The organism is Pseudomonas sp. GD04158 (genome assembly GCF_029834875.1).
GTDB classification, from domain to species: domain Bacteria; phylum Pseudomonadota; class Gammaproteobacteria; order Pseudomonadales; family Pseudomonadaceae; genus Aquipseudomonas; species Aquipseudomonas hydrolytica.
The window spans coordinates 1-14,190 of sequence record NZ_JAODYT010000092.1; the positions used below are offsets into that span (position 1 = coordinate 1).

A 14,190-nucleotide genomic window follows, 5' to 3' on the forward strand; every position below is an offset into this window, starting at 1 on the left:
GCCTTCGGCCTGATCCTGCTGGCCATGGCGCTGATCGCCCTGCTGCGTGGCGAACTGCTCGACACCTGGCAGGACCAGTTGCCGGAGGATGCGCCCAATCACTTCGCCCTCAACGTATTGCCTGCAGAGCGCGACGCCTTCGCCGCACGCCTGGCCGAACTCTCTCCGCATCCGGCGCCGCTGTACCCGGTGGTACCGGGACGACTGGTGACGATCAACGACGAGCCGGTGCGCCAGCTGGTGAGCAAGGAGAGCCGCGGCGAGCGGGCGATCCAGCGCGACCTGAGCCTGACCTGGGCCGAGCAGCTGCCCGCCGACAACCAGATCACCAGTGGCCGCTGGTGGGGCGCGGCACATGCCAGCGAGCTGCCAGGCGTTTCGGTGGAGGCGGAGCTGGCCGAGAGCCTGCAGTTGAAACTGGGCGACCGTCTACGCTTCAACGTCGGCGGCGTGGAGCGCGAAGCGCAGGTTAGCAGCCTGCGCCAGGTCGACTGGGACAGCTTCCAGCCCAACTTCTACATGATCTTCGAGCCGCAGACCTTGCAGGATCTGCCCGCCACCTACCTGACCAGCTTCTATCTGCCGCCAGGCCAGGATGCCGAGCTGATCACCCTCAGCCGCGCCTTCCCCAGCGTCACCCTGCTGCAGGTCGATGCCCTGCTGGCGCAGCTACGCAGCATCCTGGCCCAGGTCACCCTGGCCATCGAATACGTGCTGCTGTTCGTGCTCGCCGCCGGCATCACCGTGTTGCTGGCGGGGCTGCAGGCCACGCTCGACGAACGCATCCGCCAGGGCGCTCTGCTGCGTGCTCTCGGCGCCGAGCGCCGCCTGCTGATCAACGCCCGCCGCGCCGAGTTCGGCCTGCTCGGCGCCGCCGCCGGCCTGCTCGCCGCGCTGGGCTGCGAACTGGTGAGCTTCCTGCTCTATCGCTATGCCTTCGACATGAGCTGGCAGCCACATCCCTGGCTGCTCCTGCTGCCGCTGATCGGCGCCTTGCTGGTAGGCGGCGCCGGCGTGCTCGGCACCCGCCGTGCGCTCAACGTCAGTCCGCTGAGCGTGCTGCGCGAGGGCTGAGATGCCGAGGTGGGGTTTGCTAGACTGGCGCCCCACCCAGCCACCCGAGACATCATGAGCCGCTACCGTCCTCCTCGCCCCGCGGGCACCCCGCTGATCACCCCCGAAGGCGAGGCGCGCCTGCGCGCCGAGCTGCACGAACTGTGGCACGTGCGCCGGCCGCAGGTGACCCAGTCCGTCAGCGAGGCCGCCGCCCAGGGCGATCGCTCGGAGAACGCCGAATACACCTACGGCAAGAAGATGCTGCGCGAGATCGACAGCCGCGTGCGCTTTCTCACCAAGCGTCTGGAAAAGCTCAAGGTAGTCAGCGACAGGCCCTCGGACCCGAACAAGGTGTACTTCGGCGCCTGGGTCACCATCGAGGATGAAGACGGCGAACAGTCGCGCTATCGCATCGTCGGCCCGGACGAGCTGGATCTGAAACAGGGCCTGATCAGCATCGATTCGCCGCTGGCTCGCGCCCTGGTGGGCAAGCCGCTGGACGCCGAAGTGCGGGTGCACAGCCCGAGCGGCGAGAAGACCTGCTACATCGTCGAGATCGAGTATCCCTGAGGGGAGTCGGCGCTTAATGCGTAGGGTGCGCCGTGCGCACCGCTGGTACTCGCTGTACGCCAGCGACCAAGGGATATTTTTGGTGCGCACGGCGCACCCTACGAGTCATCGCCGCCCCACCCTACCGCCGGGTAATCAATCCTTGCCGCGCCACGCGCACCAGTTCGGCGACCGTTTCGGCCAGGTCGTCGGCGCTGGGCGCCTGAATCACCGCCAGATCGAAACTGTCGCGGGCGAAACGGGCCAGCGACTCGCCGTTCTGCACGAACTGGATACGGAAGGTGCGCGGCCCGGCCCAGCGCTTGGGCCAGCCTTCGAGATAACGCAGCAGGGTGGGCTGGTGGCTACCGCCAAGCAGCACGCGCGGATTGCGCAGCAGCAGACCCGAAGTGATGGGGGCCAGACGAATCAGGGGTTGGGGACAGATCATGGTCGAGTCTCCGCCTCGGAAATCCCGCTGGGAAGCGGTGAGAGGCGACACCGAACCAGCGCTTTAGCGGAATTTCAGGTGCTGAAAGCAACACCCTGTGGCGCCCCGCAAGTAGCTGTTTAAATCGGCGCAGCGCGCATCCTAGAGAAGCCCGCGCAATACTGTCAAGGCACGCCCCAATAGCGAGATGCCATGACCACCGACCCGCTGCGTCTGTTCTTCGCCCTGCCCTGTCCGCCGCACCTGGCCGCGGCGATCTGCGCCTGGCGTGCCGACGCCCTTGGCGCAGGCAAGGCGGTGGCCGTGCATAACCTGCATCTGACCCTGGCCTTTCTCGGTTCGCACCCGGCCAGTTGCGTGGCGCCGCTGCTGGCCCTGGCAGCCGAGATACAGGGTGAGCGCTGCACCCTGCAGCTGGATCGCCTCGGCCTGTGGCGCGGCGGCCTGCTGCATCTGGCGCCCAGTCAGGTGCCGCAAGCGCTGGAACGACTGCAGCAGCAGCTGCATGCACGTCTGCTGGCGGCCGGCTTCGTGTTGGAAGAGCGCGCCTTCCGCCCCCACCTGACCCTGGCGCGCCACTACCCGCACCAACCAAACTGCCCGGCCCCAACCTTCGATTGGCCGCTGCGCCATTTCGCCCTGTTTTGTTCGGAAAACGATGGCCGGGGCACCCGCTATCGCCAGCTCGGGCAGTGGCCGTTGCGGCCTGCGACCCCAGCCGGGCGTAGCGCCCCGTAACAGCGAAGCCTCGGCGATATCCCTTTCAAAACGGGGCGATTTCCCGAAAAACGCCGGGATAGAGGGCTTGGTCGCGAGAGATCCGCGCTGGCATGTTTCCTGCCATTGTCCTTGCGCCGTACGTGCCTCGGGATGGGCGCGATTTTTTTGCAGGACGCATCGACTGCCTCAGCAAACCCATCGAGAGCGCCCATGAAGAAGAACAAGACACTGCTCGCCCTCTGCCTCGGTACCGGCCTGCTCGCCAGCGGCCAGACCCAGGCTTTCTGGTTCGGCTCATCCGGCTATACCCAGACCAAGTACCCCATCGTCCTCGGCCACGGCATGCTCGGTTTCGACAGCATTCTCGGCGTCGATTACTGGTACGGCGTTCCCGCCGCTCTGCGTCGTGACGGCGCCAGCGTCTACGTCACCGAAGTCAGCCAGTTGGACACCTCCGAAGCGCGCGGCGAACAGTTGCTGCGGCAGGTCGAGGACATCGTCGCCATCAGCGGCAAAGGCAAGGTCAACCTGATCGGCCACAGCCACGGCGGCCCCACCACTCGCTACGTCGCTGCCGTGCGTCCGGACCTGGTCGCCTCGGTCACCAGCGTCGGTGCGCCGCACAAGGGTTCGGCCACCGCCGACTTCCTCAAGGGCATCAGCGACGGCCCCGCCGGCCCGGTCGCCACCCCGGTGCTGGTGGGCATCGTCAACGGCCTCGGCGCGCTGATCAACTTCCTCTCCGGCAGCTCCAGCACTACCCCGCAGAACGCCCTGGGCTCGCTGGAATCGCTCAACAGCGAGGGCGCCGCACGCTTCAACGCCAAGTTCCCGCAAGGCATTCCCACCAGCGCCTGCGGCGAAGGTGCCTACAGTGTGAACGGCGTGCGCTACTACTCCTGGAGCGGCACCAGCCCGCTGACCAACGTGCTCGACCCCAGCGACCTGCTGATGGGCGCCTCGTCGCTGACCTTCGGCAGCGAAGCCAACGACGGCCTGGTCGGTCGCTGCAGTTCGCGCATGGGTCAGGTGATCCGCGACAACTACCGGATGAACCATCTCGACGAGGTCAACCAGACCCTGGGGCTGACCAGCCTGTTCGAGACCGATCCGGTCACCGTTTATCGTCAGCATGCCAACCGCCTGAAAAACGCCGGGCTCTAGAACGCCACTCGTAGGGTGCGCCAACGCTGGCGGTGCGCGCGGCGCACCCTACAGCCCCGCTTCGGATCGGGAGCAATCCCGATCCGACGCTTTATTGGAACCTGCCGTGAACAAAGCCCTGTTTGCCCTGCCTCTGCTGTTCGCCGTCTGCCTGGCGCTGATGCTCTACCTCGAGCCCGGGCATCTGCCTGATCGCTTCAGTCCTGCTGCCGTGACCACCGTCGTATCGCCGACATCGATCGACCAGGGCGCTGCGTCGGTAGTCCCCGTCCCCGAGAAAGTGAGCAGGAAGCTTGCGCTGCCCAGTTCCTTCGCCGGCACCCAGGTCGATGGCAGCTTTCGCGTCGACGCCGACGGCAATCTGATCGTCAGCGAGGACATTCGCCGCATCTTCGACTACTTCCTCGCCAGCATCGGCGAGGAAAGCCTGCAGGCCAGCATCGGGCGTCTGCGTGGCTATATCGACAGCCAGCTGGCCGAGCCAGCACGCGCCCGCGCGCAGGCCCTGCTCGATCAGTACCTGGCCTACAAACGCGAGCTGGTGCTGCTGGAGCGCGACCTGCCGCAGCTGGCCAGCCTGGATGCCCTGCGCCAGCGTGAAGCCGCGGTACAGGCCCTGCGCGCACGGCTGTTCGACAGCGAAACCCACCAGGCCTTCTTCGCTCGCGAGGAAGGCTACAACCGCTTCACCCTGGAGCGCCTGGCCATCCAGCATGACGCCAGGCTGAGCGACGACGAAAAAGGCCTGGCCGTGGACCGTCTGCGCGCCTCGCTGCCGGAGGAGATGCAGGACATGGTCCTGCCGCAGCTGCAGCAGGAGCTGCGCCAGCACACCGCGCGGCTGCAGGCACAAGGCGCCAGTGCGGCGCAGATCCGCCAGCTGCGTCAGCAACTGGTGGGCGCAGAAGCCACCACGCGGTTGGAAGCGCTGGATCAGCAGCGACAGAGCTGGCAGAAAAGGCTGGATGACTATCTCGCCGCCAAGGCAGACATCGAGGCCAACACGGGCCTCAGCAGCGGCGACAAACGCGCCGCCATCGAGGCGCTGGCCGCCGAGCGCTTCGACGAGCGCGAGCGTCTGCGCCTGGATGCGGCCGAGCAACTGGCCGCCACCAACCGTCAGTAGCGTTTCAGGCGCTGTCGCGCATCACCAGCTCGAAGCCGACATCGATGCAGTGCTGCTCCGGCGTCTCGCCGCGCATCAGTGCCAGCAGCATGTTCGCCGCCAGCTCGCCGATGCGTCCGCGCGTGGTACGCACCGTGCTCAGCGCCGGATGCATCCAGGCCGCCGCAGGCAGGTCGTTGAAACCGGCGATGGCCAGCCGCCCCGGCACCTCGAGGCCCAGCTGACGGGCGCGGAACAGCGCGCCCATGGCCAGGTCGTCGTTGTTGAAGAACACCGCATCGATCTGCGGCTGCTGCGCCAGCAGGCGGTCGAGCAGCTCAGCGCCCAGGCCGATGGACGACAGCTCGGGAGTGAGCAGCTCCAGCGCCGGATCGTGGCGACCCAGGTAACGCATCACCTGGCGATAGCCTTCGGCGCGCTGCAGGGTGCGCGGGTCGAGCTGGGCAGCGGCAAAGGCGATGTGGCGATAGCCGCGCTGCACCAGGGCGCGGGTCATGGCGGCACCCGCCTCGACCTGGGAGAAACCGACGCAGTAGTCCTCGGGTTCGTCGCTCAGCTCCATCAGCGTCACCAGCGGACAGGTGCTGGCGCCGAGAATCTCGCGCGCCGCGTCGCTGCGCTCGAAGCCGGTGACCAGCAGACCCGCCGGCTGGTGCGCCAGGTAGGAGCGCAGCAGGCGCTCGTCTTCCTCGACCCGGTAATGGCTGACGCCGATCATCATTTCGAAGCCGGCCGGCATCAGCACCCGCTGGATGGCCTCGACGGTGTCGACGAACACCGAGTTGGACAGCGAGGGAATCACCACCGCCACCAGGTTCGAGCGCGAACTGGCCAGCGCCCGCGCCGCCGGATTGGGCACGTAGCCGAGCGCCTGGGCGGCGCGCATCACCTGCTCGCGCAGGGCGTCGGAGACCCTGCCCGGCTGCGACAGCGCGCGCGAGGCGGACATCAGCGAGCAGCCGGCAGCCTTGGCCACATCCGACAGGGTGACGCGTTCGGCGGAACGGCGACGACGTTGACTCATAGCGCCTCCAGGAAAGACCAGGCCGCGATTCTAGCAGCCTGGACGACGAATAAAGCGCGGGGCACGCCGCCCGGGGTACCGCCACCATGCAAGGAGCGGCACCGCCTGCGTGCCCCGCGAAACTTAAAGGGCGGCCTTCTCAGCCTCGGCCTGCACCTGATCGAACAGCTGCTGGCCGACCGTGTCGACCACCTTCTGGATCGCCGGCGCGGCCTGCTCGCGCATGCGCTGCACTTCGGCGGGGTCCACCTCGTTGATCTGCATGCCCTTGTCCTTCAGCTCGGCCAGCGCGCGGGCGGCTTCCTCGCGGGTGTCCTGGCGCTCGAAGTCACGCGCCTTCTTCGCGGCCTCCATGAGAATGTTCTGCTCGGTCTGCGACAGGCCGTCCCACCAGCGCTTGGACACGGTGACGATCCACGGGCTGTACACGTGGTTGGTCACGGTCAGGTACTTCTGCACCTCGTAGAACTTCGAGGAAAGGATGGTGTTGAACGGGTTCTCCTGACCGTCCACGGCCTTGGTCTCCAGCGCGGTGAACAGCTCGGAGAACGGCAGCGGCACGGCGTTGGCGCCCATCAGCTTGAAGGTGTCGAGAAACACCGGGTTGGGCATCACGCGCAGCTTGACCCCGGAGAAGTCCTCCAGCCTGGTGATCGGCCGGGTGTTGTTGGTCAGGTTGCGGAAACCGTTCTCCCAGTACACCAGGCCGACCAGGCCCTTCTCCTCCAGCTTGTCCATCACCTGGCGGCCGACCGGGCCGTCGAGCACGGCGTCGGCCTGTTCGGCGCTGCTGAACAGGAAAGGCGTATCCCACACCGCCATTTCCTTGGTGATGCCGACCAGCGTCGCGGTGGAGCCGACCATCATTTCCTGGGCACCGCCGATCAGCGCGCTCTGCATCTGGTCGTCCGACCCCAGGCTGGCAGCGCCGAAGGTGCGCACCTTGAGTTTGCCGTCAGAGGCCTTGGCCACCTCCTCGGCGAACAGCTTGGCCGCGCGGCCCTGGTTGCTGTTCTCGTTAAGGCCGTAGCCGAAGCGGATCATCCGCGAACGGACTTCGTCGGCGTGAACGCTGACGGCGGCGAGTGGGCTGCACAGCATGGCAGCGGTGAGGATGGCGAGCAGCGGACGTTTCATCGGGACTACCTCTTATTGTTGTGAAGAAAGCCGGCGCACCCGCGCCGGTGGGTCAACTCAGCGCAACCAGGCCAGCGGCACGGTAACGATGGACGGAAACGCTATCAGCAGGACGACGATGCCCAGGTAGATCAGGAAGAACGGCATCACCCCGCGCACCAGGACCTCCATGCGCAGCTTGCCGATACCGCCGACCACGTTGAGCACGGTGCCCACCGGCGGCGTGATCAGGCCGATGGAGCCGATCAGCACGAACATCACGCCGAAGTACACCGGGTCGACCCCGGCCTTGATGGCGATCGGCGCCAGCACCGGGGCGAGGATCAGGATGGTCGGGGTCAGGTCCAGCACCATGCCCACCGCGATCATCAGCAGCATGATCGCCAGCACCAGCAGGCGCGGGTGCTCGGCCAGCGGCCCGAGCATGGAGCCGATCTCGTCCGGCAGCTGGGCCAGGGTGATCATGTAGGCCGACACCGTTGCCGCGGCGCAGAGGAACATCACCGAGGCGGTGGTGCGGCTGGCGCGGGTCAGGGTCTCGATCAGGTCCGTCCAGCTCAGCTCGCGGTACAACAGGGTCGACACCGCCAGGGCATAGACCGCGGCGACCACGGCCGCCTCGGTCGGGGTGAAGATGCCGAAGCGCAGGCCGCCGACGATGATCACCGGCAGCATCAGCGCCGCCACGCCATCGACCAGTACCCGGCGACGCTCGGCGGCGCTGGCCTTGGGCGGCGTCGGCTCGGTGAAGCCGCGGGCGATCAGGGTCCAGGCGACGATCAGCCCGGCACCCATGATCAGCCCCGGCACCAGACCGGCCATGAACAGCTGGCTGATCGAGGTATTGGTGACCACGCCATAGATCACGAAGGGCATCGACGGCGGGATGATCGGCGCGATGATGCCGCCAGCGGCCACCAGGCCGGCCGAGGAATGCAGCGGATAGCCGCGCTGACGCATCATCGGCAGCAACAGGGTGGCCAGCGCCGCGGTGTCGGCCAGCGCCGAGCCGGACATGCTCGCCAGCAACACCGCGGCGGCAATGGCGACGTAACCGAGGCCGCCGCGTAGATGGCCGAAATAGGCCTGGGCCATAGCGATGATGCGCCGCGAGATGCCGCCGGCGTTCATCAGCTCGCCGGCGAGGATGAAGAAAGGCACGGCCAGCAGCGGGAAGCTGTCGGCGCCGGCGAGCAGGTTCTGCGCCAGCAGCTGCACGTCCCAGAAATCCAGGTACCACATCAGCACGGCGGCGGTGAGGATCAGGGCGAAGGCGATGGGCATGCCGAAGGCCATGAACCCCAGCAGGGATGTAAGGAAGACGGCGACGGTCATCGGCAGGTCCTCGCTGGGCAGTGCCCGTATTGTTGGAAATCAGACAGCATCATTCGACCTGCGCCTGCGTCAGCCTTGCCTGCGGCGCGTGCCGCCAGAGATTGACCAGCTGCACCACCGCGAGAATCGCCAGCACCGCCATGCTCGCCAGCACCGGCAGCATGGCCAGCACCACGGGATAGCCGACCACCGTGCTGTGGTTGCCCCAGCCGTACTGCACCTGCATCCACGCGCCCCAGGCCGACAGCAGGCTGGCGCCGGCCACCAGCAGCCAGCTCAGCGAATCCACTAGGCGCTGCGCCAGTTGCGGAAAGCGGTCGCGGATCATGCGGAAGGTCATCAGCTCGCCGCGGCGCATGCTCGAGGCCACGCCGACGAACACCAGCCAGACGAAGGCCAGCCGCGACAGCTCCTCGGCGCCCGGCCAGCCGGTGCCAAAGGCGTAGCGCAGCACCACGTTGGCAAACACTGCCACCACCATGAATGCCATCAGAACGGCCATCAGGCCGTCGGTGAGGCGATCGAACAGGCGCGCCAGGCGCCCTTCGTAAATCGGCTCGGCGCCCAGTTGCGGCCCCTGGTTAGCGCTATCAATTTCGGGCATGGCAGCAACGTCCTCCTCCACCGAAACAGCCTCCGGCAGATCGCGACACAGCCAGGCACGGATCTGCTCCAGCAGCGACTCGCGGCTGTCGGCCGCATTCAGCACGCAGACATGCGGCTCGCCGGCCGGCGTTTCGAGGGTGGCGAACTGGCTGTCGACCAGTGAGGTGGGCATGAAGTGTCCGGGGCGCGCGCCGACCCGCTGCAGCGCGGTGGCATGGTCGATCTGCAGATGGACGAACTGCAGCCCTGGCACCGCCGCGCGCAGACGCTCACGGTAGACGCGCTTGAGCGCCGAGCAGGCCAGCACGAAGCCCTCGCCCGCCGCCTGTGCAGCGAGCATCTGCTCGCACAGGGCGTCCAGCCAGTGGCTGCGGTCATCGTCGCTCAGGGGAATGCCGGCGCGCATGCGCTCGACGTTTGCAGGAGGATGGAAGTGGTCGGCTTCGATATGGCGCCAGCCGAGGGTGGCGGCCACCGCCTGGCTGATTTCGCTCTTGCCGGAGCCGCTGACGCCCATGACCACCAGGGTGGCGCGGGCAGGCAGGGTGAAAGGCTGTTGCTGCATGGAAACTCCAGGACACCATCGATGTGGTGCCGCTCATTGTTTGCGCCGGATGTTAGCGCTATCCAAATCGTTCGACAACCCCGCACCGGCAACATTTGGTAGAGCATTTCCCGCATCTGCCATGGTCAAGTGCTGGTCCGTAACCAATGGACAAGGTCAAGATCGCCTGCCTGCACCCAAGGAGATGTTTCGCTTATGCATCGGCCGAGCCCCCGCGTCTGGCTGCCCGCCCTGCTGCTACCGCTGGCCGCGCAGGCCGAGAACGCCAGCTATCAGGCCGAGCCGCTGGTGGTTACTGGCAGCCGCTATCAGGCAAGCGGCTGGCGCCTGCCCTTTTCGGTCAACCGCATCGATGCCGAGCAGGCCACTCTGGGCAAGCCGGGGGTCAATCTGTCCGAGGCGCTCGGCAGCGTGCCCGGCCTGGTGGTGCAGAACCGGCAGAACTACGCGCAGGATCTGCAGGTGTCCTCGCGTGGCTTCGGCGCCCGCTCGGCCTTCGGCATTCGCGGTATCAAGCTGCTGGCCGATGGCGTGCCGCTGTCCAACCCCGACGGCCAGGGCCAGGCGGCGACCTTCGATCTGGACAGCCTGGAGCGCATCGAGGTGCTGCGCGGCCCCTTCGCCAGCGTCTACGGCAGCAACTCCGGCGGGGTGATCCAGCTGTTCTCGCGCGATGGCGAGGGCGCGCCGAGGGTGTCGCTCGACACCTCGCAGGCGGCTTTCGGCACCAGCCGCACCCGTGTGGCGGCTGAAGGCGGCAATGACCAGGCGGGCTTTATCCTCAACCGCTCGCACTTCGAGACCGACGGCTATCGCGACCACAGCGGCGCCATCCTCGACAAGACCTTCGCCAAGCTCACCCTGTATCCGGACGATGCCAGCAAGCTCAGCCTGAGCTTCAGCCAGCTCGACCAGAACGACACCCAGGACCCGCAGGGCCTGACCTGGCAGCAGGTGCAGGACGACCGCCGCGCCGCCGCCCCCAGCGCTGTGGCGTTCGATACGCGCAAGACGGTCGATCACCAGCAGCTGGCCCTCAACTACGAGCGCAGCTTCGCCGCCGGCACCTGGCAGAGCACGGTCTACAGCGGCACACGGCGGGTGATTCAGTACCAGTCGATCCCGGTGGCGGTGCAGGCCAACCCGTCCCATTCCGGCGGGGTGATCGATTTCGAGCGGCGCTTCCATGGCATCGGCAACCGCTGGATCCAGCCCTTCGACCTGGGCGCCAGCCTGCTGACCCTGACCGCCGGCCTGGATTACGACCAGTCGCGCGACGACCGCCAGGGCTACGAGAACTTCGTCGGCAGCACCCTGGGCGTGAAAGGCAATCTGCGCCGTGACGAGCGCAACGAAGTCAGCAGCCTGTCACCCTACCTGCAGGCTGCCTGGCAGTTGGGCAAGCTCGACCTGCAGGCCGGCCTGCGCCATAACCAGGTGAAGTTCGAGGTGGACGACCGCTTCCTGAGCAATGGCGACGACAGCGGCTCGGTCACCTACCGCGAGCTGACCCCGACCCTGGGCGCCAGCTACGCGCTGCTGCCCGAGCTGAACCTCTACGCGAGTTGGGGCAAGGGCCTGGAGACACCGACGCTCAACGAGCTGTCCTACTCGGGCGCCGGCGGCGGTTTCGGCTTCGACCTGCAACCAGCCACCAGCAAACAGCTGGAAATCGGCCTCAAGGCCCGTCTGGCCGAGGCCACCAGCCTGCAGCTAGCGCTGTTTCAGATCGATACCGACGACGAGCTGGTGGTGGCATCCGCCAGCGGCGGCCGCACGCGCTTTCAGAACGCCGCACAGACCCGCCGCCGCGGCGTGGAGCTGGCAATGGAAAGTCAGCTCAGCGAAACCCTGCGCGCCACCCTCGCCTACACCCGCATCGACGCCGCCTACAGCCAGGACTTCACCAGCGGCGGTCGGCTGATCGAGGCGGGCAATCGCCTGCCCGGCATCCCCGCCAGCACCCTGTATGGCGAACTGGCCTGGCAGCCGCGCGAGGGCTTCAGCACCGCCCTCGAAGGGCTGTACCGCAGCAAGCTGTATGTCGAGGACAGCAACGCCGACAAGGCCGCGCCCAGTTACGCCCTGTTCAACTGGCAGGCGCGCTTCGAGCAAACGCTCGGTGCCCTGACCTTCAATCAGGTGCTACGCATCGACAACCTGCTGGACCGCGAATACATCGGCTCGGTGATAGTCGGCGAGAGCAACGGCCGCTATTACGAGCCGGGGCCGGAGCGCGCCTGGTATATCGGCGCGGGGGTGCAGTACCGGTTCGATTGAGGCGATTGCCGTAGGGGGCGCCTACAAACCGCGCGCAATCACCATCCGCTGCACGTCGCTGGTGCCTTCGTAGATCTGGCACACGCGCACGTCGCGGTAAATGCGCTCGACCGGGAAGTCCTTGAGGTAGCCGTAGCCGCCGAGGGTCTGGATCGCCGCGGAGCAGACCCGCTCTGCCATCTCCGAGGCGAACAGCTTGGCCATCGAGGCCTCGGTCAGGCATGGCAGGCCGGCTTCGCGCAGGCTGGCGGCGTGGTGCACCATCTGCCGCGCCACGGCGATCTGGGTGGCCATGTCGGCCAGGCGGAAGGCCACCGCCTGGTGCTCGATGATCGGCTTGCCGAAGGTGACCCGCTCGTGGGCGTAGTCGCGCGCCGCCTCGAACGCGGCGCGGGCCATACCTACCGATTGCGCGGCTATGCCGATGCGCCCGCCTTCCAGGTTGGCCAGGGCGATGCGGTAACCCTCGCCCTCCTCGCCCAGACGCAGCTCGGCCGGGATGCGCACCTCGTCGAGCTGGATCTGGCAGGTGTCCGAGGCATGCTGGCCGAGCTTGTCCTCCACCCGCACCACCGAGAACCCCGGCGTGTCGGTGGGTACGATAAAGGCGCTGATGCCCTTCTTGCCGGCCCCTGGGTCGGTGACGGCGAAGACGATGACCATGCCGGCGTGGCTGCCGGAGGTGATGAACTGCTTGGCGCCGCTCAGCACGTAGTGCCCGCCGTCGCGCCGCGCGCGGGTGCGCAGGTCGCTGGCATCGGAGCCGGCCTGCGGTTCGGTCAGGGCGAAGGCGCCGAGCATGCTGCCTTCGGCCAGCGGGCGGAGAAAGCGCTGTTTCTGCGCCTCGCTGCCGTATTTCAGGATCGGCATGCAGCCCACCGAGTTGTGCACGCTCATGATGGTGGAGCAGGCACCATCACCCGCCGCCACCTCTTCCAGGGCCATGGCGTAGGCCAGGTGGCCGGTCTCGGCGCCGCCCCATTGCTGCGGCACCAGCATGCCCATAAAGCCCAGCTGGCCCATCTCGGCAATGGCCTCGGCTGGGAAGCGATGCTCGCGGTCCCAGTCGGCGGCGAAGGGCTTGAGCCGTTCCTGGGCGAACTGGCGGGCCATGTCGCGGATCAGTAGTTGTTCTTCGTTGGGCAGCATGGCTGGCTCCATACGTAGGGTGCGCCGTGCGCACCGTGGATTGGCAGAAACTCTCGGTGCGCACAGCGCACCCTACGGGTCGGTTCAATACAACTCGATAGCCACAGCGGTGGCCTCGCCGCCGCCGATGCACACGGAGGCCACGCCACGCTTGAGTCCGTACTGGCTAAGGGCATTGAGCAGGGTCACCAGCACGCGCGCGCCGGAGGCGCCGATGGGGTGGCCGAGGGCGCAGGCGCCGCCGTGCACGTTGAGCTTGGCGTGGGGGATCTCCAGGTCGCGCATGGCCACCATGGGCACCACCGCGAAGGCCTCGTTGATCTCGTACAGGTCCACTTCGTTCAGGCTCCAGCCGCTGCGTGCCAGCACGCGCTGAATCGCGGTGACCGGCGCAGTGGTGAACAGGTTCGGCGCGTGGGCATGGCCGGCATGGGCGACGATACGCGCCAGCGGACTCAGGCCGCGCCGCTCGGCCTCGGACTGGCGCATCAGCAGCAGGGCCGCAGCGCCGTCGGAAATCGAGCTGGAGTTGGCCGCGGTCACGGTGCCGCCGTCGCGGAACGCCGGCTGGAGCGTGGGAATCTTCTCCGGCCTGGCCTTGGGTGGCTGCTCGTCGGTGGCGATCAGGCGCCGCTCACGCCCGGCAGGAGCCTCGACCGCGACGATCTCGTCGGCAAAATGGCCGGCCTCCATCGCCTGCTGCGCCCGGCGCAGCGACTCCAGGGCGTAGGCGTCCTGTTCCTGGCGGGTGAAACCGTAGCTCTGCGCGCAGTCCTCGGCGAAGGTGCCCATCAGCCGGCCGCGCTCGTAGGCGTCTTCCAGACCGTCGAGGAACATATGGTCGAGCACCTGGCCGTGGCCCATGCGATAGCCCGCGCGGGCGCGCTGTAGCAGGTACGGCGCGTTGGACATGCTCTCCATGCCGCCGGCCACCAGCACCTCGGCGCTACCGGCCAGCAGCAGGTCGTGGCCGAGCATCAGCGCCTGCATGCCCGAACCGCACATCTTGTTCAGCGTGGTGCATTGCG

The 14,190-nt window shown here is 67.3% G+C and carries 13 protein-coding genes; 6 read left to right on the plus strand and 7 right to left on the minus strand.

Annotation, left to right across the window (positions count from 1 at the left end; all coding sequences use genetic code 11):
• Both N7333_RS21715 and greB read left to right on the plus strand, forming a co-directional pair.
• Positions 1-1,074: FtsX-like permease family protein (locus N7333_RS21715; protein ID WP_347815297.1), on the plus strand; the 1,074-nt coding region annotated here is incomplete at its 5' end.
• Positions 1,075-1,128: 54 nt separating this feature from the next.
• Complete coding sequence (gene greB, locus N7333_RS21720) at positions 1,129-1,626, plus strand: transcription elongation factor GreB (protein ID WP_012018825.1); 498 nt, start codon at positions 1,129-1,131, stop codon at positions 1,624-1,626.
• Positions 1,627-1,747: 121 nt separating this feature from the next.
• Here the strand turns inward: greB and N7333_RS21725 are convergent, their stop codons facing one another.
• Positions 1,748-2,056 (minus strand): hypothetical protein, encoded by a 309-nt coding sequence (locus N7333_RS21725; RefSeq protein WP_096826353.1) that lies wholly within the window; start codon positions 2,054-2,056, stop codon positions 1,748-1,750.
• 192 nt (positions 2,057-2,248) lie between these two features.
• Between N7333_RS21725 and thpR the strand changes: the two genes are divergently transcribed.
• The 3 genes from thpR to N7333_RS21740 all read left to right on the plus strand — a co-directional run bounded on the left by thpR (position 2,249) and on the right by N7333_RS21740 (position 5,066).
• Entirely contained in the window at positions 2,249-2,794 is a 546-nt protein-coding gene (thpR, locus tag N7333_RS21730) for an RNA 2',3'-cyclic phosphodiesterase (RefSeq protein ID WP_279859374.1), read from the plus strand.
• Positions 2,795-2,986: 192 nt separating this feature from the next.
• Positions 2,987-3,940 (plus strand): triacylglycerol lipase, encoded by a 954-nt coding sequence (locus N7333_RS21735; RefSeq protein WP_279859375.1) that lies wholly within the window; start codon positions 2,987-2,989, stop codon positions 3,938-3,940.
• 106 nt (positions 3,941-4,046) lie between these two features.
• Positions 4,047-5,066: a lipase secretion chaperone gene (locus tag N7333_RS21740; protein WP_279859376.1), complete on the plus strand. Its 1,020-nt coding sequence runs from the start codon at positions 4,047-4,049 to the stop codon at positions 5,064-5,066.
• A gap of 4 nt (positions 5,067-5,070) precedes the next feature.
• On the opposite strand, the gene N7333_RS21745 is transcribed toward N7333_RS21740, so the two are convergent.
• The 4 genes from N7333_RS21745 to N7333_RS21760 form a co-directional block, all read right to left on the minus strand.
• Complete coding sequence (locus N7333_RS21745) at positions 5,071-6,090, minus strand: LacI family DNA-binding transcriptional regulator (RefSeq protein ID WP_003239803.1); 1,020 nt, start codon at positions 6,088-6,090, stop codon at positions 5,071-5,073.
• 123 nt (positions 6,091-6,213) lie between these two features.
• A complete protein-coding gene (locus tag N7333_RS21750; protein WP_003239801.1) occupies positions 6,214-7,227 on the minus strand; it encodes a TRAP transporter substrate-binding protein in 1,014 nt (337 codons plus the stop codon).
• Positions 7,228-7,284: 57 nt separating this feature from the next.
• Positions 7,285-8,562: a TRAP transporter large permease subunit gene (locus tag N7333_RS21755; RefSeq protein ID WP_129482331.1), complete on the minus strand. Its 1,278-nt coding sequence runs from the start codon at positions 8,560-8,562 to the stop codon at positions 7,285-7,287.
• A 49-nt stretch (positions 8,563-8,611) separates the two neighbouring features.
• Positions 8,612-9,733 carry a gluconokinase, GntK/IdnK-type gene (locus N7333_RS21760; protein ID WP_129482330.1) on the minus strand — a complete coding sequence of 374 codons (1,122 nt, stop codon included), beginning with the start codon at positions 9,731-9,733 and terminating at the stop codon, positions 8,612-8,614.
• A 195-nt stretch (positions 9,734-9,928) separates the two neighbouring features.
• On the opposite strand from N7333_RS21760, the gene N7333_RS21765 reads away from it, so the two are divergent.
• Positions 9,929-12,013, plus strand: coding sequence for a TonB-dependent receptor (locus N7333_RS21765; protein WP_129482329.1), 2,085 nt, complete (start codon positions 9,929-9,931; stop codon positions 12,011-12,013).
• A 21-nt stretch (positions 12,014-12,034) separates the two neighbouring features.
• Here N7333_RS21765 and N7333_RS21770 read toward each other — a convergent pair whose 3' ends face one another.
• Together N7333_RS21770 and N7333_RS21775 are read right to left on the minus strand one after the other, a co-directional pair.
• Positions 12,035-13,162, minus strand: coding sequence for an acyl-CoA dehydrogenase family protein (locus tag N7333_RS21770; RefSeq protein ID WP_129482328.1), 1,128 nt, complete (start codon positions 13,160-13,162; stop codon positions 12,035-12,037).
• A gap of 84 nt (positions 13,163-13,246) precedes the next feature.
• Positions 13,247-14,190: acetyl-CoA C-acyltransferase (locus tag N7333_RS21775; protein WP_279859377.1), on the minus strand; the 944-nt coding region annotated here is incomplete at its 5' end.